The organism is Streptomyces sp. NPDC101152, assembly GCF_044768275.1.
Taxonomy (GTDB): Bacteria; Actinomycetota; Actinomycetes; order Streptomycetales; family Streptomycetaceae; genus Streptomyces.
Window position 1 is genome coordinate 237,443 of sequence record NZ_JBIWPO010000003.1, and the last position, 20,159, is coordinate 257,601.

At 68.9% G+C, this 20,159-nt stretch carries 14 protein-coding genes; 4 read left to right on the forward strand and 10 right to left on the reverse strand.

The genetic code is table 11. The annotated features are described in order from the left end of the window. Positions 1 to 126: 126 nt before the first annotated feature. Positions 127 to 1,245: an LCP family protein gene (locus tag ACIRVK_RS05690; protein ID WP_404244123.1), complete on the forward strand. Its 1,119-nt coding sequence runs from the start codon at positions 127 to 129 to the stop codon at positions 1,243 to 1,245. Between the two features lie 115 nt (positions 1,246 to 1,360). Here the strand turns inward: ACIRVK_RS05690 and ACIRVK_RS05695 are convergent, their stop codons facing one another. Further along, a complete protein-coding gene (locus tag ACIRVK_RS05695; protein WP_404244124.1) occupies positions 1,361 to 2,377 on the reverse strand; it encodes a hypothetical protein in 1,017 nt (338 codons plus the stop codon). Positions 2,378 to 2,526: 149 nt separating this feature from the next. Here ACIRVK_RS05695 and ACIRVK_RS05700 point away from each other — a divergent pair, with 149 nt between their 5' ends. Together ACIRVK_RS05700 and ACIRVK_RS05705 are read left to right on the forward strand one after the other, a co-directional pair. Next, positions 2,527 to 3,417 carry an NAD(P)-dependent oxidoreductase gene (locus ACIRVK_RS05700; RefSeq protein ID WP_404244125.1) on the forward strand — a complete coding sequence of 297 codons (891 nt, stop codon included), beginning with the start codon at positions 2,527 to 2,529 and terminating at the stop codon, positions 3,415 to 3,417. Between the two features lie 27 nt (positions 3,418 to 3,444). After that, a complete protein-coding gene (locus ACIRVK_RS05705) occupies positions 3,445 to 3,819 on the forward strand; it encodes an NTP pyrophosphohydrolase (protein WP_404244126.1) in 375 nt (124 codons plus the stop codon). Here ACIRVK_RS05705 and ACIRVK_RS05710 read toward each other — a convergent pair. From ACIRVK_RS05710 to ngcE, 9 genes are all read right to left on the reverse strand, one after another. After that, the gene (locus tag ACIRVK_RS05710; RefSeq protein WP_404244127.1) at positions 3,816 to 5,318 is read right to left on the reverse strand and encodes an amino acid permease; all 1,503 of its coding nucleotides are present in this window, start codon (positions 5,316 to 5,318) and stop codon (positions 3,816 to 3,818) included. The genes ACIRVK_RS05705 and ACIRVK_RS05710 overlap by 4 nt on opposite strands. Positions 5,319 to 5,463: 145 nt before the next feature. Continuing rightward, positions 5,464 to 7,383 (reverse strand): 1-deoxy-D-xylulose-5-phosphate synthase, encoded by a 1,920-nt coding sequence (dxs, locus tag ACIRVK_RS05715; protein ID WP_404244128.1) that lies wholly within the window; start codon positions 7,381 to 7,383, stop codon positions 5,464 to 5,466. Between the two features lie 193 nt (positions 7,384 to 7,576). After that, positions 7,577 to 8,893: a sugar ABC transporter permease gene (locus tag ACIRVK_RS05720; RefSeq protein ID WP_404244129.1), complete on the reverse strand. Its 1,317-nt coding sequence runs from the start codon at positions 8,891 to 8,893 to the stop codon at positions 7,577 to 7,579. Continuing rightward, positions 8,890 to 9,681: an ATP-binding cassette domain-containing protein gene (locus tag ACIRVK_RS05725; protein ID WP_404244130.1), complete on the reverse strand. Its 792-nt coding sequence runs from the start codon at positions 9,679 to 9,681 to the stop codon at positions 8,890 to 8,892. The genes ACIRVK_RS05720 and ACIRVK_RS05725 overlap by 4 nt, the downstream gene beginning before the upstream one ends. Positions 9,682 to 9,924: 243 nt before the next feature. Then, positions 9,925 to 11,025, reverse strand: coding sequence for a sugar ABC transporter substrate-binding protein (locus tag ACIRVK_RS05730; protein ID WP_404244131.1), 1,101 nt, complete (start codon positions 11,023 to 11,025; stop codon positions 9,925 to 9,927). A 133-nt stretch (positions 11,026 to 11,158) separates the two neighbouring features. Then, positions 11,159 to 12,358 (reverse strand): ROK family protein, encoded by a 1,200-nt coding sequence (locus tag ACIRVK_RS05735; RefSeq protein ID WP_404244132.1) that lies wholly within the window; start codon positions 12,356 to 12,358, stop codon positions 11,159 to 11,161. Between the two features lie 197 nt (positions 12,359 to 12,555). Continuing rightward, a complete protein-coding gene (locus tag ACIRVK_RS05740; RefSeq protein ID WP_404244133.1) occupies positions 12,556 to 13,479 on the reverse strand; it encodes a carbohydrate ABC transporter permease in 924 nt (307 codons plus the stop codon). A gap of 15 nt (positions 13,480 to 13,494) precedes the next feature. After that, positions 13,495 to 14,430: a carbohydrate ABC transporter permease gene (locus tag ACIRVK_RS05745; protein WP_404244134.1), complete on the reverse strand. Its 936-nt coding sequence runs from the start codon at positions 14,428 to 14,430 to the stop codon at positions 13,495 to 13,497. 96 nt (positions 14,431 to 14,526) lie between these two features. Then, positions 14,527 to 15,975, reverse strand: a complete 1,449-nt coding sequence (gene ngcE, locus ACIRVK_RS05750) for an N-acetylglucosamine/diacetylchitobiose ABC transporter substrate-binding protein (protein ID WP_404244135.1) — start codon at positions 15,973 to 15,975, stop codon at positions 14,527 to 14,529. Between the two features lie 356 nt (positions 15,976 to 16,331). On the opposite strand from ngcE, the gene ACIRVK_RS05755 reads away from it, so the two are divergent. Continuing rightward, positions 16,332 to 20,141 (forward strand): GH92 family glycosyl hydrolase, encoded by a 3,810-nt coding sequence (locus ACIRVK_RS05755; RefSeq protein ID WP_404244136.1) that lies wholly within the window; start codon positions 16,332 to 16,334, stop codon positions 20,139 to 20,141. Positions 20,142 to 20,159: the final 18 nt, after the last annotated feature.

Here is a 20,159-nt window from a genome sequence, read left to right on the forward strand (position 1 = left end):
CAACCCTTCGGTCACTCTGTATGTCTGATGACTGGTGGACGTCTGTCCGCCACCGCAGACGGGCCCGGTCTCTCCCCCCACTCGCGCCCCGAGCCACCTGGTCGAGGAGAGAGAGGACCGCCGCACATGACGCACGCCCCGACGCAGACCGACTCCGGGGAGGGACGGCGCGCGCCGTCGGGCCGCCGGGCCGACGCGCCCAGGCGGCGCCGTCGGGTCTGGCGCTGGATCGCCCTGTCCCTCGTCCTGCTCGTGCTGGCCGCGGGCGGGGTCGGTTACTGGCTGTACAGCGATCTGAACGGCAACATCAAGGGCGTCGACCTGGACAAGGCGATCGGCGACAACCGGCCCGAGAAACTGCCCACCTCGGGTCAGAACGTGCTGGTCCTCGGCTCCGACTCGCGGGCAGGCGCCAACGGGAAGCTGAGCGGGGACACGGCGGCCGGAGCCCGCTCCGACACAGCGCTGGTGATCCACATACCCGAGGGCCGCCGCCAGGCCGTCGCGGTGAGCATTCCGCGCGACACGCTGGTGACGCGCCCCGAGTGCACGGCGAAGGACGGCTCGGCGCTGCCGTCGGCGAAGCGCGTGATGTTCAACTCGGTCTACTCCCTGGCCGGCCCCGCATGCGTGGTCAAGACCGTGGAGCAGATGTCGGGCGTGCGCATGGACCACTTCGTCGAGATCGACTTCGCCGGCTTCAAGGGCCTCGTCGACGCGATCGGCGGGGTGACCGTCACCGTCGGCCGGGACATCCACGACCACAACAGCGGTCTGAACATCACCAAGGGCACCCACAGGCTCGACGGCACCCAGGCGCTCCAGTTCGTCCGCACCCGGCACGGCGTCGGCGACGGCAGCGACCTGGGCCGCATCGGTCTGCAGCAGCAGTTCCTGATCGACCTGCTGAGCGAGATCAAGAAGCAGGACCTCCTCGGCAGTCCGGCCAAGGCCTTCAAGATCGCCGACAAGCTCACCCGGTCCCTGACCACCGACTCGGGCCTCGCGTCCCTCACCAGGCTCGCCGAGTTCGGCCGCAGCATGAACGGCATCAACCCCTCCACGATGGATACGATCATGCTGCCGGTGCGGTACGACACCCAGGACCCCAACCGCGTGGTCGCCGCCCAGCCCGAGGCCGGCCGGCTGTGGCAGGCGCTGCGCGAGGATCGGACGATCCCGGAGTCGGCCAGGAAGTCACCGGCAACCGGGGGGTCGACGAGGACGGGAGCCTCCACCTCCTGAGAGGCGGCCCGTCGCGGGGCCCGTGCGGGACGGTCGCCGGAGACGGACCGACGGCGCCACAGTCGCTCACGCCGGGGCAGATGGGTCAGGTGGCGGGCGTCCTCGTGGCGCGGTGTCAGATCTCCCGCCAGGCCTCCAGCGCCAGGCCCGGTTCGTCCTTGCGGCGGGTGAGCAGGAGCCCGCCCGTCGACGGGGACAGCGTCGCCGCGACCACCCGGTCGTTCTCGTCCACCGCGAGTGACACCGTGGCGTCCGCCGGCAGTGCCGGGCCCGACTCCGCCCACCAGGCGCCCGCCGACTCCTGCTCGGTGGGGTACGCGGCGAAGGCGACGCGGCCGCTCGCCGAGCGCTGGGCGAGCAAGGTGCAGTCGTAACCGTCGAGTTCGCAGCGGACGGCCGAGACCGGGCCGGGTCCCGCGGTGGGCAGCAGGGTGACGGGCTTGGCACCGGGACGCCAGGCGCACAGGTCGCCGGAGTCGTCGGTGTAGAAGAGGGTCGTGCTGTCGGGGGACGTGGCGAGGGCCCGCAGCGTGTCCGGGCGGACCGGTGCCTCCATCGCCTCCTCCAGCGCGGGCCGGCCGCCGCTCTCCTCCTGACGCCAGTGCAGGATGCCGCCGGGAACGGCCGCGTACAGCTCCACGCGACCCGACTCCCCCGTCACCGCCGCCAATTCGCCTTGGACGTCCGCTCCCTTGAGGTCCGCCCACGGCTCCCAGCCGCCCTTCTCCTTCTGCGCGATCATGCTCACCCCGCCCGCCTGGTTGCGGACGAAGACATGGGCGCGCCCCTCGGCGTCGACCGTGACGGCGGGCGGGCCGGTGAGCGGGCCCCTCTTGTCGGGGTGCCCGATCGACGCCCAGTCCAGGGCCGCGAGCCGGGGGCGGAAGTGGGTGGAGTGCACGAGACCCGCCTCGCCGGCGGTGGTGGGCCGCCAGGAGACCAGATGGGCGTAGGCGTTGGCGCCGTGACCGACCGCGAGGGACGGGTGCAGCTTCTGCTCGCCGCCGACCCGGTGCGGGTCGGTCCAGGAGCCGCCGGGAACGCGTTCCGCCCGGCACAGCACCGCGTCGTCCGTCGGGAGGTAGACACTGAGCCGGCCGTCACGGCCGCGCAGGAGCCAGTCGCCGTTCACCAGTTCACTCTAAGCGGCGGCTCGGGAGCCGCGCGGCCGGGCTCCGCCCGGGAAGCGTGCCCGACACGCACGAGGGGGTACTGAACGGGCAGGCTGGTCCCGAACACGACAGGGACACCCGCACGAGAAGTGAGAAGGAAGCCGACCTCATGACCGACAAGCTCACCGTGAGCGTCCTCGGTACGGGCATCATGGGCGCCGCCATGGCCCGCAACCTCGCCCGCGCCGGACACACCGTCCGCGCCTGGAACCGCACCCGCGCCAAGGCGGAACCGCTGGCCGCGGACGGCGCGCACATCACCGACACGCCCGCCGAGGCGGTACGGGGCGCCGACGTCGTCCTGACCATGCTCTACGACGGTCCCGCCACCCTGGACGTCATGCGCGAGGCGGCGCCCGGACTGCGTTCCGGTGCCGCCTGGGTGCAGTCGACCACCGCCGGCATCGACGCGATCGCCGACCTGGCCGCCTTCGCCGCCGAGCACGGCCTCGTCTTCTACGACGCCCCGGTGCTCGGCACGCGCCAGCCCGCGGAGGCCGGGCAGCTGACCGTCCTGGCCGCCGGGCCCGTCGAGGGCCGGGCGGTGGTGGAGCCGGTGTTCGACGCGGTGGGCGCCCGTACGCTGTGGACCGGCGAGGACGGCGGGGCGGGCAGCGCCTCGCGGCTCAAGCTCGTCGCCAACAGCTGGGTCCTCGCGGCCACCACGGCGACCGGCGAGGTGCTGGCCCTGTCGAAGGCGCTGGACGTTGACCCGGCGAACTTCTTCGACCTCATCGCGGGCGGCCCGCTGGACATGGGCTATCTGAAGGCGAAGGCCGGGATGGTCCTGGAGGGACGGCTGTCCCCCGCCCAGTTCGCGGTGACCACGGCCGCCAAGGACGCCCGTCTCATCGTCGCGGCCGGCGAGCGCAACGGCGTACGCCTCGACGTCGCGGCGGCCAGCGCCGAGCGCATGGAGCGGGCGGCGGCCCAGGGCCACGGCGACGAGGACATGGCGGCCGCGTACTACGCGAGCTTCGAGGAGGAGCGGGCGGACTGAGGGCGGCGGCTGTGCGAGCCTTGGCCCATGAGTGAGAGCGATCCGCTGCTCGTGGTCGTCGACGGCGCGAACGTCGTCGGGTCGGTGCCCGACGGCTGGTGGCGGGACCGGCGGGGGGCCGCGGAACGCCTCCGGGACCGGCTCGCTGCGGACGGGGTGCCGGGGCACCCCGGGCCCGTGGAGATCGTGCTGGTGGTCGAGGGCGCGGCCCGGGGCGTTGATCCGGTGCCCGGCGTACGGGTCGAGTCGGCGCCGGGCAGCGGGGACGACCACATGGTCCGGCTGGTGGCGGACGCCGGCGAGCGCCCGGTCCTGGTGGTGACCGCGGACCGGGAGCTGCGGCGCCGGGTGGTGGAACTGGGAGCCGAGGTGGCGGGCCCGCGTACGGTCAGGCCCGCCTAGCTCCGTCGCTTCGTCGCCGGCTGCCCTTCTCGCCGCGCCAGGCGGCTGTGGCTGCGGCCGTAGAAGAAGTAGACGACGAAGCCGACGACCATCCAGATGGCGAAGCGGAGCCAGGTCTCCGCGGGCAGGTTGAGCATCAGCCACAGCGACGCGAGCACCGAGAGGACCGGCACGTAGGGGACCCACGGGGTGCGGAAGGAGCGCTCCAGGTCGGGGCGGGTGCGGCGCAGGATGATGACGCTGATCGCCACGACGATGAAGGCGAAGAGCGTGCCGATGTTCACCAGTTCGGCCAGCGCGCTGAGGCTGGTGAAGCCCGCGACGATCGCGATGACCACGCCGAGCAGGATGGTCGGGCGGTACGGGGTACGGAAGCGCGGGTGGGTGTGGGAGAAGAAGCGGGGCAGCAGCCCGTCGCGGCTCATCGCGAAGAAGACGCGGGACTGGCCCAGCAGGAGGATCATGCAGACGGTGGTCAGGCCGACCGCCGCGCCGAAGCTGATCAGGCCCGCGAACCAGGGGTGCCCGGTCGCCTTGAACGCGTCGGCCAGCGGCGCGTCGACGGACAGCTTGGTGTACTTCTGCATGCCGGTCACCACGATCGACACGGCGACGTAGAGCGCGGTGCAGATGACCAGGGAGCCGATGATGCCGCGCGGCACGTCCCGCTGCGGGAAGCGCGTCTCCTCGGCGGCGGTGGCGACGACGTCGAAGCCGATGAAGGCGAAGAAGACCACGGAGGCGGCGGTGAAGATGCCCATCACGCCGAAGTCGGACGGCGCCCAGCCGAACATCAGCTGGATCAGCGGCGCCTTGAGGTCACCGCCCGCCGGCACCGGCTGCGCCTTGGGGATGAACGGGTCGTAGTTGCCGCTCTTGATGAAGAACGCGCCGGCGATGATGACGACGAGGACGACGGCCACCTTGATGGCGACGACGACCGAGGTGACCCGCGCGGAGAGCTTCATGCCGATGACGAGGATGGCGGTGAGCAGCAGCACGAGCGCGGCGGCGAGGATGTCGAACCCGAAGCCGTGGGCGCCGTCCCGGCCGCTGAGCGAGGCGGGCAGGTGCCAGCCGGCGTTGTCCAGCAGCGAGTGGATGTAGCCGGACCAGCCGACGGCCACCACCGCCGTGCCCAGCGCCAGCTCCAGCACCAGGTCCCAGCCGATGATCCAGGCCGGGAACTCCCCCAGCGAGGCGTAGGAGAAGGTGTACGCGGAGCCCGCGACCGGGACCGTGGAGGCGAACTCGGCGTAGCACAGCGCGGCGAGCGCGCAGACCACGCCGGCGACGACGAAGGACAGGGAAACGGCGGGGCCGGCGGTGTTCTTGGCGGCCGTGCCGGTGAGGACGAAGATGCCGGTGCCGATGATGACGCCGACGCCGAAGACCGTGAGATCCAGCGCGGACAGGGATTTCCGGAGCGCGTGTTCGGGCTCCTCGGTGTCCTGGATGGACTGCTCGATGTTCTTCGTCCTGAAGAGGGTGCTGCTCACGGGCGTACCTCCCACGCTGTGTCGTCCCCGACATGATCGAGAGGGGGCGTAGTGCGTATGCCCCGGCGCGAGCGGATTCACGCGAAGGGGCCGCTTTCACCACCCCTGGCGGTGGCGGAAGCGGCCCATGGGCGCAGAGGTCGCGTCAGTCCCGTGCGGCTTCCACCTCGGCCGCCGCACGGTCGTACCGGCCGTCCAGCCTGGACACGAGCCCGGTGACCTGGCGGGCGATGTCGGGGGCGGTGAGGCCGATCTCCGCCATCACCTCGGCGCGGGAGGCGTGGTCCAGGAAGCGCGGCGGGATGCCGAAGTCGCGCAGCGGTACGTCGACACCCGCGTCCCTGAGGGCCTGCGCGATCGCCGAACCGACTCCGCCGACGCGGGAGTTGTCCTCGACGGTGACGACCACGCGGTGCCGCTCGGCGAGCGGGGCCATGGCCTCGTCGACCGGTTTGACCCAGCGCGGGTCGACGACGGTGGTGGAGATGCCCTGCTTGCGCAGCAGCTCGGCGATCTCCAGGCACATCGGGGCGAGCGCGCCCACGGAGACCAGCAGCACGTCCGGCGTGTCCGTCCCCGGCTCGCGCAGGACGTCCATGCCGCCCACCCGGCCCACGGCCGGTACGGCGGGGCCGACGGCGCCCTTGGAGAAGCGCACCACGGTCGGCGCGTCCTTGACCTGGACGGCCTCGCGGAGCTGGGCGCGGACCTGGTCGGCGTCGCGCGGTGCGGCGAGCCTGAGGCCCGGGACGACCTGGAGGATCGACATGTCCCACATGCCGTTGTGGGAGGCGCCGTCGGTGCCGGTGACGCCGGCCCGGTCCAGGACGAAGGTCACCCCGCACCTGTGCAGGGCCACGTCCATGAGGACCTGGTCGAAGGCGCGGTTGAGGAAGGTGGCGTACACGGCGAAGACGGGGTGCAGTCCGCCGTGCGCGAGGCCGGCGGCGGAGACGGCGCCGTGCTGCTCGGCGATGCCGACGTCGTAGATCCGGTCCGGGAAGGCGTCGGCGAACTTCTTCAGGCCGACCGGCTGGAGCATCGCGGCCGTGATGGCGACGATGTCCTTCCGTTCCTTGCCGAGCTCGACCATCTCGTCGCCGAAGACGGAGGTCCAGTCGGCGCCGGAGGCCTTGATCGGCAGGCCGGTGTCGGGGTGGATGGGGCCGATGCCGTGGAAGCGGTCGGCCTCGTCCTGGAGGGCGGGCTGGTAGCCGCGGCCCTTCTCGGTGAGGCAGTGCACGATCACCGGGCCGCCGAAGCGCTTGGCTCGGGCCAGCGCGGACTCCAGCGCCTCGATGTCGTGGCCGTCGATCGGGCCGACGTACTTCAGGCCGAGGTCCTCGAACATGCCCTGGGGGGCGATGAAGTCCTTGAGGCCCTTCTTGGCGCCGTGCAGGGTCTCGTAGAGGGGCTTGCCGACGACCGGGGTGCGCTCCAGGAGGTCCTTGCCGCGGGCCAGGAAGCGCTCGTAGCCGTCCGTGGTCCGCAGGGTCGCGAGGTGGTTCGCGAGGCCGCCGATGGTCGGCGCGTACGACCGCTCGTTGTCGTTGACGACGATGACCAGGGGGCGGTCCTTGGCGGCGGCGATGTTGTTGAGGGCCTCCCAGGCCATGCCGCCGGTCAGCGCGCCATCACCGATGACGGCGACGACGTGGTCCTCGCGCTCCAGGATCTGGTTGGCCTTGGCGAGCCCGTCGGCCCAGCCGAGGACCGTGGAGGCGTGGCTGTTCTCGATGACGTCGTGCTCGGACTCGGCCTGCGAGGGGTAGCCGGACAGGCCGCCCTTCATCTTCAGCCGGGAGAAGTCCTGGCGGCCGGTGAGCAGCTTGTGCACGTAGGACTGGTGGCCGGTGTCCCACAGGACCTTGTCCCGGGGTGAGTCGAACACGCGGTGCAGGGCGATGGTCAGCTCCACCACACCGAGGTTGGGGCCGAGGTGGCCGCCGGTCTTGGAGACGGCGTCGACGAGGAAGGTCCGGATCTCCTCTGCCAGCCGGTCCAGCTGCTCCAGGCTGAGCCGGTCCAGATCGCGCGGTCCCCTGATGCGGGTCAGCAGCGGCACCCGTGCCTCCTTGCAGTAGAGCTGTTGCCGGGCTCGTCGAGTCTAATGTTCCGCCTGTGCGGACGGCGCAGGGGCGGTGCGTCGTAGGTCACGCGTTCGGCTGTACCCAGGATCGGGCGGCCCTACGACACGGCTGTGCCCGGCACCTCGTGGTGCCGGGCACAGTCGTGTTCGCGCGGTGCGGCTCGCGGGGTTACGCGCGGCCGGCCGCCTTCTGGCTCCTGCGGGAGACCGAGTCGATGACCACGGCACCCAGCAGGACCGCGCCGGTGATCATGTACTGGATGGACGTGTTCATGTTGAGCAGGTCAAGGCCGGTCTGGATCGACTGGATGACCAGCATGCCCAGCAGGGCGGACCAGACCGAACCCCGGCCGCCGAACAGCGAGGTACCGCCGATGACCGCCGCGGCGATGGCGAGCATCAGGGTGTTGCCGCCACCGGCGCTCAGCGTCGCGCTCGCGGTCTGGCCGGCGAAGAACATACCGCCGATCGCGGCGAACCCGCCGGAGATGGCGAACACGGTGATCCGGATCACCGGCACGTTGATACCGGCACGCCGGGCCGCCTCGATGCCGCCGCCGACCGCGAACACCTTGCGGCCGTACGTCGTACGGCGCAGCACGAAGTCCACGATCACCAGTGCGGCCAGGAAGATCACCAGCGCGTTGGAGACACCGGCCGAGTTGTTCAGCACGGCAGCGGCGACGAAGGACGCGATGGCCAGCGCGCCGACGCGCACCAGGATCTCGAAGGTCGGACGGAACGGCACGCCCGCGGCCTTGCGGCGGCGCTGCTCGCTGAAGTTGCCGACGAGGGTCAGCACCACACCGAGGCCGGCCAGCAGGTAGGCGCCGACGACGGCCTGGTTCATGAAGAAGGAGCTCTGGCCGAGCAGGTGGACCGGACCGGAGTCGGAGGGGATGTTGATGGTGCCGCTGGAGCCCAGCAGCCACAGCATCAGACCGTTCCAGCCGAGGAAGCCGGCCAGGGTGACCACGAAGGCCGGTACGCCGATCTTCGCGAAGAACCAGCCGTGCAGCGCGCCGATGCCGATGCCGGTGAGGACCGCCAGCACCAGCGCCAGCCACGGGTTCATCCCGTGTTCCACCACGAACACGGCGAACAGGGTGGAGCCCAGACCGCTGACCGAACCGACCGACAGGTCGATCTCGCCGAGCAGCAGCACGAACACCAGGCCGATGGCGAGCATGCCGGTGGCCGACAGGTAATAGCTGATGTTCGAGAGGTTGTCGGCGCTGAGGAAGCGGCTGTTCTGCGTCTGGAAGATGGTCCAGATGACGATCAGGCCGATGACCACCGGCAGCGAGCCCAGCTCACCGCCCTTGACCTTGCGCGTGAACTCGGTCCAGTAGCCCTTGAAGCCCTCTTCGCGGACCAGCAGACGGGGGTCGACCGTGGCGATCGACGCGGCCGTGGGGTCGTCGGCGGGCCCGGCGGCGGGCTTGGTCTCGGCGGCCGCCTTGGAAACCTTGGATGTGTCGCTCACTGTGCCGCCTCCGTGCTGCGACGCCCCGCACGACGGGTCACGGCGTTGTCCGTGGCACCCGTGATCGCGGAGATGATCTCTTCCTGACTCGTGTTCTTCACCGAGAAGGAACCGTTGTTCTTGCCCAGCCGCAGCACGGCGACGGTGTCGGCGACCGCCTTCACGTCGGCCATGTTGTGGCTGATGAGGATGACGGCGAGGTTCTGCTCGCGCAGCCGCTCGACGAGGTCGAGGACCTGCGCGGTCTGCTCGACGCCGAGGGCCGCGGTCGGCTCGTCGAGGATGACGACCTTGGGGTCGCCGATCAGGGCGCGCGCGATGGCGACGACCTGACGCTGACCGCCGGAGAGGCTGGCGATCGGGATGCGCACGCTCGGGATGCGGATGGAGAGCGTGCTCAGCAGCTCGCGCGCCTTCTTCTCCATCGTGACCTCGTCGATGACGCCGCGGTGCAGCAGCTCGCGTCCGAGGTAGAGGTTGCCGACCACGTCGAGGTTGTCGCAGAGGGCGAGGTCCTGGTAGACCGTCGCGACGCCGAGTCCCTGGGCGTCGTGCGGCCTGGTGATGCTGACCGGCTTGCCGTCCCACTCGATGACGCCCTCATCGATGGGGTGGACGCCGGCGATCGTCTTGACCAGCGTGGACTTTCCGGCGCCGTTGTCGCCGACCAGGGCGACCACTTCTCCGGCGTGGACCTCCAGATCGACGTCGGTGAGTGCCTGCACCGCACCGAATCGCTTGGAGACTCCGCGCAACGCCAACACAGGCGTAGCGGACACGTGAACCATCTCCTTCGCCGCCTGACCGGCGGGGATACCGCGCTTGGGGTAGGGCGCGGAGGGATGTGCTGTGAGCACTGATGTATAAGTCGAAACTGCCCGCGGCGGTGCCTCTTGGCAATGGCCGCGTGCGCCGTGCTTCCGTCCGGCGCCCGCCGCGCAGCGGGGTTGGTAGGCGCGGCGAGCGCCGGACAGGCTCTGGGCCCGCCGTCGGGGCGCGTCCGCGAGGGAGGCGCCCCTAGGCTCGGGGTGCTACTGCAGGCCGGCCTTCTTGCACGCGGCGGCGTACGTCGGCGTGCAGATGTCGGAGATCGTGTAGAGACCGTCCTTGACGACCGTGTCCTTGATGTTCTTCACGGTCACCGACAGCGGGGTGAGCAGCTTGGCCTGCACCTTGTCGCCGGAGGCGCTGGTCACCGAGGTGTCGGCGAGGGACTTGATGTCCTTGCCCTGGAGCAGGTTGACCGCGAGTTCGGCGGCGTTGTCGGCCTCGCCCTTGTAGGGCTTGTAGATGGTGGCCGACTGGGTGCCGGAGATGATCCGCTGGATGGCGGCGAGCTCGGCGTCCTGACCCGTCAGCGGGATGCCGCTGATGCCGGCGCCCTTGAGGACGGTGGCGATGCCGCCGGCCATACCGTCGTTGGCCGAGTAGACGCCCGCGATGTTCTTGGCGCCGAGCTGGGTGATGGCCGCCGACATCTTCTGCGCGGCGACGGTGTCCTTCCACAGGCCGGACTGCTCGTAGGCGATGTTCACCTTGCCGTCGAGGGCCGAGTGGGCGCCCTGCTTGAACTGCGCGGCGTTCGGGTCGGCGGAGTCGCCGTTGATCATGACGACCTTCGCCTGGGGGGTGGCCTTGGAGCCCAGCGCGTCGAGCAGCGACTGGCCCTGGAGCTGGCCGACCTTGACGTTGTCGAAGGAGACGTACGCGGAGACCGGGCCCTGGGCCAGACGGTCGTACGCGACGACCTTGACGCCCTTGGCGACCGCGGCCTGGATGGAGGACTTGATGGCCGCGGAGTCCTGGGCGGAGATCACGATGACCTTGACGCCCTTGGTGACCATGCTGCTCACCTGCTGGGCCTGCTTGCCCGGGTCGGCGTTGGCGTTGGCGTAGGAGACGGTGCAGGAGGAGCACAGCTCCTTGACCTTGGCCTCGAAGTACGGCTTGTCGAACTTCTCGTACCGAGTGGTGACGCTGTCGGGCAGGAGCAGACCGATCGAGCCGCCGGCGCTGGTGCCGGAGCTGGAGCTGGAGCTGGTGCCCTTGTTCTTGTCGCCGCCGGCCTTGCCACAGGCGGCGGCCGAGACGGCGAGCGCCGAGACGACGACGGTCACGGCTGCACGACGCATGAGCGTGTTCACTTGAGAAACCTCCCTGACGAGGCCGCGACGTTGCGGCCGAGGTGGCTGGAAGTCAACTCGGCCACACGTGCGACGTCAAGAAGTAAATCCTTAACGAGATGGCAACGGTGCCATCCGTTCTCTAAGTGAAGGCGGGGGTCGCGGATGCGAGCGTGCCGTCCAAAAGGGTCGAATCACCCATCTCGCTGAGCGCGAGGGCGAGTGCTCCGAGCACCTCCGCACGGCCCCCAAGTGCCCCCGGGAGAACGGACAGTTGACGCGCCGCGCTGGGGATGGCGTAGCGGCCGACGGACTCCCTGATCGGCCCGAGCACCAGCTCACCGGCCTCGGCGAGATCGCCGCCGAGGACCACCCGGCTCGGGTTCAGCAGATTGCAGAGATTGGCGACTCCAGAGCCGATGTGTCGGCCGACGTCGGCGATCACCCGACGGCAGCCCGGGTCTCCGTCCCTGGCCAGCCGCACGACGCCTTCCATCGTCAGGTCGGTGCCGTGGCTGGACTGGAGGAGCGGAAGCACGTAGCGCGCGGCCGCGAAGGTCTCCAGGCAGCCGCGGTTTCCACAGCGGCAGACGGGGCCGGACTCATCAAGAGTAATATGACCGATTTCTCCCGCTGTACCACCCGGGCCGCGGTAGATCTTCCCGTTGATCACCAGACCGGCGCCGACACCGCTGGCGACCTTGATGTAAGCAAGATCACGAACCCCCCTGCCGCTGCCCCACACCAGCTCACCGAGGGCGCCGAGGTTGGCGTCGTTGTCCACGTGCACCGGCACGCCGAGCCGCCCCCGCAGCTCCTCGGCGGGCCTGGTGCCGGTCCAGCCCGGCAGGATGGCGGTGGAGCCGAGCGTCCCGGACTCCACGTCGATCGGACCGGGCACGCCCACACCCACCCCGGCGAGCTTGGCGCGGTTCACGCCCGTTGCGCTGATCAGGCGATTGACCAGCTCCTCCGCCCGGTCGAAGCCCTGCGTGGAGGACGCGTCCACGTCCAGCGGCTCGGACTCCTCGGCGAGCACCTGGTGGGCGAGGTTGCCGATCGCGACGCGCAGGTGCGTGTGCCCGAAGTCCACCCCTATGACGATGCCGGCGTCACCGCTCAGCGAAACGCTGCGGGCCCTGCGGCCGCCGGCCGAGGTGGGCGTGACCTCGACGGTTCCGCCGTCCTTGAGCTCGCGGACGATGTTGGAGACCGTCGCGGCGGACAGACCCGTGGTCCTCGCGATCTCCGCCTGCGTGAGGGACCCGGCCAGCCGGACGGCCCGTACGACCCGTTCCAGGTTGGCTCGGTGCAGTGACGACTGCGACCCCGGAGTCTCCACGACGACCTCCTGCGCGCGGGACCGCTTCGATGAGGCCCCGTCTATGTCCAACTAGTGAACTCTAAGCTGAGCCGTTCGGGTTGCCTCCCGTCAAGAGGTTGAACCGGATCGGGCGGGATGCGCGCACAGATGAGCGCGCCGGTCCCGGGGGTGGGGGCGGCGCGCTCGGGGGCGCTGCGGACGGACCGCCGCTCCGGCTACTTGAGGGTCGCCGAGGTCAGTCCCGCCTGCACCTGACGCTGGAAGGACAGGTACACCACCAGCATGGGAATCATGGCGATGGTCACGCCCGCGAAGAGAACGGGCAGGTCGGAGGCGTAGCCCTGCTGCTGTTGCAGCTGGATGAGGCCCTGGGTGAGGACGTACCGCTCGGGGTCGCCGCCGCTCTGCGGCTGCATCAGCACCGTCGGCAGGATGAACTGGTTCCACTGGCCGAGGGTGTTGAAGATGCCGACGCTGATCAGACCCGGCTTCGCCATCGGCAGCATGACCTGGAAGAAGGTCCGGGTGTGCGAGGCGCCGTCCAGGATCGCCGCCTCGAACACCGCCGTCGGCAGGGTCCGGAAGAAGGCGTGCATGAAGAACACGGTGAACGGCATCGAGTAGGCGATGTAGACCAGGATCAGTCCCTGGTAGGTGTTCAGCATGTCCAGCCGCTTGACCATGAAGAACAGCGGGACGAGGGCGAGGAACACCGGGAACATGGCACCGGCGACAAAGAAGTAGTACAGCAGCCGGTTGCCCCAGAACTGGTACCGGGCCAGCACGTACGCCGCCATGGAACCCAGCAGCATGGTCAGCGGCACCGAGAACACCATGACGATCACGGTGTTCAGGAAGTAGTCGCCGATGCCCTTGTTCCAGGCGCGGCGGAAGACGTCGAAGGACCAGCCGTGCGGCCAGCCGAAGGCCGAGCCGCCGATCTGGGCGTCGGTCTTGAAGGAGCTGATCACCAGCCACAGCAGTGGCAGCACGATCAGCAGGGCCCACAGGGCGAGGAAGCCGTGCGAGAAGACGTTCAGGACGACGCCCTCGCGGCGCTCGTCACCGGGGCGGGCGGGGGTCCGCGCGACGGGCCGCTCGGCGGGCGCGGCGGGGGTCTCCTTGATGGGGGCGCTCATCGTCATGTCTCCCGCTCAGAACTCGATGCGCTCGCGGCGGGTGACGCGCAGCGTGAACACGGAAAGGATCAGGGTGAGCAACAGCATGACGACACCCATGGCGCAGGCGTAGCCGCTCTTGCCGAAGTACAGGAAGTTGCGCATCATCACGGTCGCCATGACGTCGCTGTGGTGGTCGGGTCCGCCGCCGTAGGCCCCCATGTTCTGGGTCATCGAGGAGACCAGCACGAACATGTCCATCGCGATGATGCCGAGGTAGACCCACGCCGTCTGCACGGTGTCCCACAGCAGCGGCAGCGTGATGCGGAAGAACGACTGGTTGCGGTTGGCGCCGTCGATGAGCGCCGCCTCGTAGATGTCCTTGGGGATGGACTGCATGGCCGCCGAGAACAGCACCAGGTAGAAGCCGACGCCCTGCCAGACCACGGCGACCATGAGCGCCCACAGGACCATGTTCGGATCATTGAGCCATTCGACGGGATTGTTCGGGTCCACCAGGTGGATCTTGATCAGGACACCGTTGAGGAGGCCGCCGCCGTCACTGCGGTACACCGCGTTGAAAAGCACGGCGAGAATCGCCAGCGACAGCACCTGCGGGAAGAAGTAGACGATTTTGTAGAACTTCGATCCGGCGACCCCCTGCACCCCGCCGGCCTTGCTGCGCCCACCCGCGTTCAGCATGAAGGCGAAGAACAGCGCGAGCAGGATCGTGATCACCGGGATGAAGACCAGGAACTCGATGTTGTGCCAGATGGCCTGCAGGAAGACGTCGTCCTGGAACAACGCACGGTAGTTGGCGAGCCCGACGAAGTTGAAGGTCTGCGACTGCCCCTTCCAGTCGGTGAGTGAATACCCGAACGTCTGGACGTAAGGCCAGATCACGAAGACCACGTAGAGCAAGACGGGAGCGAACAAGAACCCCGCGACGAACCGGTACTGCCCTTTACGCATACCTGCCCCTGATATTCCGGTCTGTGCAGCACCCCGAAAAGGGCGCGGGGAACCGCGCGCCACGCCGGCTCGCGGTCCCCACGACGCCCCCGTGCACTACGCGTGCCGGTTCTTCTTGGATGCCGGGTCCTTTGCCTGCTTGTCGACGGCCGCCTGGCACCGCTTCAGCCATTCATTGGGCTGGATGCGCTTGGCCATGAGCTCATTGGACGCGTTCTGGATCGCCGTGTCCATCTCGCTGTACCAGTCGGGGTACAGGTAGCGGAAGGTGTTGGAGCCGGCCGCCTTCGACGCCTCGACCGTGGACTGCGTGCCTGGGCGCAGCGTGACGCTGGCGTCGACCCCGTCCTTGAGGATGGTGAGCGAGTTGGCCTGCTTGGCGAAGAGCGTCGACCATTCCTTGGAGAGCATGTGCCGCATGAACTCCTTGGCCCCGGGCAGGTTCTTGGCCTTCGCGGGGATGATGAAGGGCTCGCCGGAGCCGGCCCGGATGGCCTCGAAGGGCATCTTGCTGTCGGGCAGCAGCGGCATCGGCAGGAACTTCATGTCGAAGTCCGACGGCGTCTGCTTGAGCTGCTCGTTCTCCAGCCAGGAACCACAGGTGATGAAGGCGGCCTTGTACTGGTTCCAGCGGGTCTGCGACTCGGTGTGGGTCAGGCCGTTGGTGCCGGGCATCAACAGGCCCTTCTCCACGACCTCGTAGATCGCCTCGATGCCCGCCTGTGCCGCGGGGGAGCCGACGAACGCCTTCGGGTCGAGGTTGTCGATCGCCTTTACGGCGTCGATGCCGCCCTTCTTGGCGATCATGTCCATGATGGCGACATTGATGTAGTACGGGTACTTGCCCTGGTGGGCGAGACCGCCGATGCCGGCCTTCTTGGCATCCTGGCAGACCTTGATGAAGTCGTCCCAGGTCTTGGGCGCCTCCCAGCCCTTCTCCTTGAAGAGCTTCCCGGAGTACCACAGGCCCCACACCGTGTAGATGTAGTTGAGGGCGACGACCTTGCCCTCCTGGATGCCCGGGTCGAGGGTGCCGGGGATCAGCATGTCCCGGACCTTCTTGCTCGGGTCGTCGACCGACGGCGCGTCCAGGACCGGGGCGAGGTCCAGCAACTGGCCGTTCTTGTAGAGCACGTCGACCTTGATCTGCTGGGCGCCGGAGTCGTCGACGATGTCCGGCGGGTTGCCCGCGTTGAAGCGGGGCTGCAGTTTTCCGGTGATCTCCTGCGTGCCGGTATGGGTGGAGGTGATACCGAGCTTCTGCTGGTAGTTCGCCTCCCACGCCTTGGCGTAGTCGTCGCCGTATCCGCCCTTGAAGATGACGACGTCGAGTTTGGTGCCCTTCTTCGCACCGAAGGGGTTCGACTTGGAGGTCGTGCCCTGGTCATTGCCGCTGGAGTCGCCGCCCCCGCCTCCGCTGGCACAAGCCGCCAGAAAGCTCATCGTGGGAACGGAGATCAAACCGAGCGCGGCCGATCGTTTGATCAGATCGCGGCGGCCGACACCCGCGCTGCCGTTCTCGGCGGAAGTGGATCCCGTGCTCATGCTCAAGTCCTCGCCTTCTCCAGGACTCAGGCGGTGAACCGGATCCTCCCGGGCACCGCGGTCAGGTCAAGCAGGGTCGTGCAGGATGTGCGGATCGTGTGATTCGCCGACAGGTATAGTCCACTTCCCGCCAACGGAGCAAGATCGAATGCAGGGTGGGTCCTTGGTCTTTTCCGAGTTGAGACCTCGCGGAAATATGAGAGCTCTGTGTGCCACTTGCCGGAAAAATCCGCGACATAGACCTCGAATGCCACACTCAACACCCTTGACAGCACTGGTCACTTGACCCACTACTGGTCTCTGCGCATCGGAGTTGACAACGTTGTCCAGTTTGGGCGCAGGGAGGGTGCTGGCGTATGCGGCGCAGAGCTCGGCACAGATGGGGTACGGCGGTCGTCCTTACGGCCGCCTTTGTCATGGCCGTGGGATCGCAGGGGGCGGCGATCGCCCTGCCGGCCGCTGCGGCCAAGCCGCACAAGGCCGACAAGGAGTTCTCGTCCTCGTTCGAGGCGGGTGACCCGGCACCGACGTGGCTGAACACGGTGGACACGGCGCCGGACGGGAGCAAGCGGGCCTCCGGCGTCGACGGCGGCTACAGCAGCGGCATCCCCGGCAACGTGGACGACCATGTCACCGACGTCCGGGCCAGCGCGGAGAACACGGCCGGCGGCGAGGTGAAGGAGAACCTCGTCGACGGCGAGTCCGGCACCAAGTGGCTGACCTTCGCGCCCACCGGCTGGGTCGAGTTCGACCTCGACAAGCCGTACGCCATCACCACCTACGCCCTGACCTCCGCCAACGACGAGGCGGGGCGCGACCCCCAGGACTGGACCCTGAAGGGCTCGACGGACGGCAACGACTGGAAGACCGTCGACAGCCAGACCGGCCAGTCCTTCTCCGAGCGGTTCCAGACGAAGCGGTACGACCTCGCCGCGCCGGCCACGTACCAGCACTTCCGGCTCGAGATCACCAAGAACAACGGCGCCGACCTCCTGCAACTGGCCGACGTGCAGTTCTCCACGGGCGCGAGCGGCGGCTCGGTCCCCGAGGACATGCTGTCGCTGGTCGACCGCGGCCCCTCCGGATCGCCGACCGCGAAGGCGGGCGCCGGGTTCACCGGAAAGCGTGCCCTGCGTTACGCCGGACGGCACACCGCCGCCGGGCACGCGTACTCGTACAACAAGGTCTTCGACGTGAACGTCCGCGTCGGCCGGGACACCCAGCTGTCGTATCGCCTGTATCCGCAGATGGCCGACGGCGACCGCGACTACGACGCGACGAACGTCGCGGTCGACCTGGCCTTCACCGACGGCACCTACCTCAGCGGCCTGGGCGCCACCGACCAGCACGGCTTCCCGCTCAGCCCGGCGGGGCAGGGCGCCTCGAAGGTGCTGTACGTCAACCAGTGGAACAACGTCGTCTCGCGGATCGGGTCGGTCGCGGCCGGCAGGACCGTCGACCGGATCCTGATCGGGTACGACTCCCCCAAGGGCCCGGCGAAGTTCCGCGGCTGGCTGGACGACGTGGCGATCAAACCGGTGGCGCAGGAGAGGCCGAAGGCGCATCTGTCGGACTACGTGCTCACCACCCGGGGCACCAACTCCAGCGGCGGCTTCTCGCGCGGCAACACCTTCCCCGCGACCGCGCTGCCGCACGGCTTCAACTTCTGGACCCCGGTGACCAACGCGTCCTCGCTGAGCTGGCTGTACGACTACGCGCGGGCCAACAACGACGACAACCTGCCGACGATCCAGGCGTTCAGCGCGAGCCACGAGCCGAGCCCGTGGATGGGCGACCGGCAGACCTTCCAGGTGATGCCCTCGACGGCGTCCGGCACCCCGGACACCGGCCGCGAGGCACGTCAACTGCCGTTCCGCCACGAGAACGAGACCGCGCGCCCGTACTACTACGGGGTGCGCTTCGAGAACGGTCTGAAGGCCGAGATGGCCCCCACCGACCACGCGGCGGCCCTGCGCTTCACCTACCCCGGCAACGACGCGAGCGTGCTCTTCGACAACGTCACCGAGCAGGCCGGGCTCACCCTCGACAAGCAGAACGGGACCGTCACCGGCTACTCGGACGTCAAGTCCGGGCTGTCGACGGGCGCCACCCGGCTGTTCGTCTACGGCGTCTTCGACAAGCCCGTGACAGACGGCTCCACCAGCGGCGTCAAGGGCTACCTGCGCTTCGACGCGGGCGCGGACCACACCGTGACCCTGCGGCTGGCCACCTCGCTGATCAGCGTCGACCAGGCCAAGGACAACCTCCGTCAGGAGCTCCCGGACGGCACCTCCTTCGACACGGTGAAGGACCACGCCCGGCGGGCCTGGGACAGGCTGCTCGGCAAGGTCGAGGTCGAGGGCGCGACGAGCGACCAGCTGACCACGCTGTACTCCAGCATGTACCGGCTCTACCTGTATCCCAACTCCGGTTTCGAGAAGGTGGGTTCGACGTACCAGTACGCCTCTCCGTTCTCGCCGATGCCCGGAGCGGACACCCCGACCCACACCGGGTCGAAGATCGTCGACGGCAAGGTGTACGTGAACAACGGCTTCTGGGACACCTACCGGACCACCTGGCCGGCGTACTCACTGCTGACACCACGTCAGGCGGGTGAGATGGTCGACGGGTTCGTGCAGCAGTACAAGGACGGCGGCTGGACCGCGCGCTGGTCCTCCCCCGGTTACGCGGACCTGATGACCGGCACCTCCTCGGACGTGGCCTTCGCGGACGCCTACGTCAAGGGCGTGAAGTTCGACGCGAAGGCGGCGTACGACGCTGCCGTGAAGAACGCGACGGTCGTGCCGCCGATGTCGGGCGTGGGTCGCAAGGGCATGACCACCTCACCCTTCCTCGGCTACACCACCACCTCCACGGGAGAGGGCTTCTCCTGGGCGATGGACGGCTACAACAACGACTACGGCATCGCGCAGATGGGCCGGGCGCTCTACAGGAAGACCGGTGACAGGCGGTACAAGGAGGAGTCCGAGTACTTCCTCAACCGCGCCCGGGACTACGTCAACCTCTACGACAAGCAGGTCGACTTCTTCCAGGGCCGCGACGACCGGGGCAACTGGCGGCTGGACGCCTCGACGTACGACCCGCGCGTGTGGGGATACGACTACACCGAGAGCAACGGCTGGGGCTACGCCTTCACGGTCCCGCAGGACACCCGGGGCCTGGCGAACCTGTACGGCGGACGGGAGGGGCTGGCGAAGAAGCTGGACCAGTTCTTCGCCACACCGGAGACGGCGGACCCGAAGTTCTCCGGCTCGTACGGCGGTGTCATCCACGAGATGACCGAGGCCCGGGACACCCGGATGGGCATGCTCGGGCAGTCCAACCAGCCCGCCCACCACATCCCGTACCTGTACGACGCGGCCGGTCAGCCGTGGAAGACGCAGGAGAAGGTCCGCGAGATCCTCTCCCGGCTGTACGTCGGCAGCGAGATCGGCCAGGGCTACCACGGTGACGAGGACAACGGAGAGCAGTCAGGCTGGTACCTCTTCTCGGCGCTCGGTTTCTATCCGCTGGTCATGGGCAGCGGCGAGTACACCATCGGCTCCCCGCTGTTCACAAAGGCGACGGTGCACCTGGAGAACGGCCACGACCTGGTGGTCAAGGCGCCGAGGAACAGCCGGCAGAACATCTACGTCCAGGGCGTGCGGTTCAACGGGCGTGCGTGGAACTCGACTTCGCTCCCCCACTCGTTGCTGTCGCAGGGCGGGGTCCTCGAGTTCGACATGGGCGCGAAGCCCTCGGCATGGGGCTCGGGCAAGAACGCCGGTCCCGTGTCCATCACCCAGGGCGACAAGGCGGCGACGCCCCGCACGGACGTGCTGAAGGGTGGCGGGCCGCTGTTCGACAACACCTCGGCGACGGACGAGACCGTGACGTCCGTGGATCTGCCGGTGTCCGGGCCGGTCAAGGGCGTGCAGTACACGCTCACCTCGTCCGCCGACCACACGAAGGCACCGACGGGCTGGACGCTCCAGGGCTCCGACGACGGCACCACGTGGAAGACGCTCGACAAGCGGTCCGGCGAGTCCTTCACCTGGGACCGGCAGACCCGGGCGTTCAGCGTGAGGTCCCCGGGTACGTACGGGAAGTACCGTCTGGTCCTCGACGGCCAGGCGACCCTGTCCGAGGTCGAACTGCTCGCCTGAGCAGCCGAGTTGGGGGTT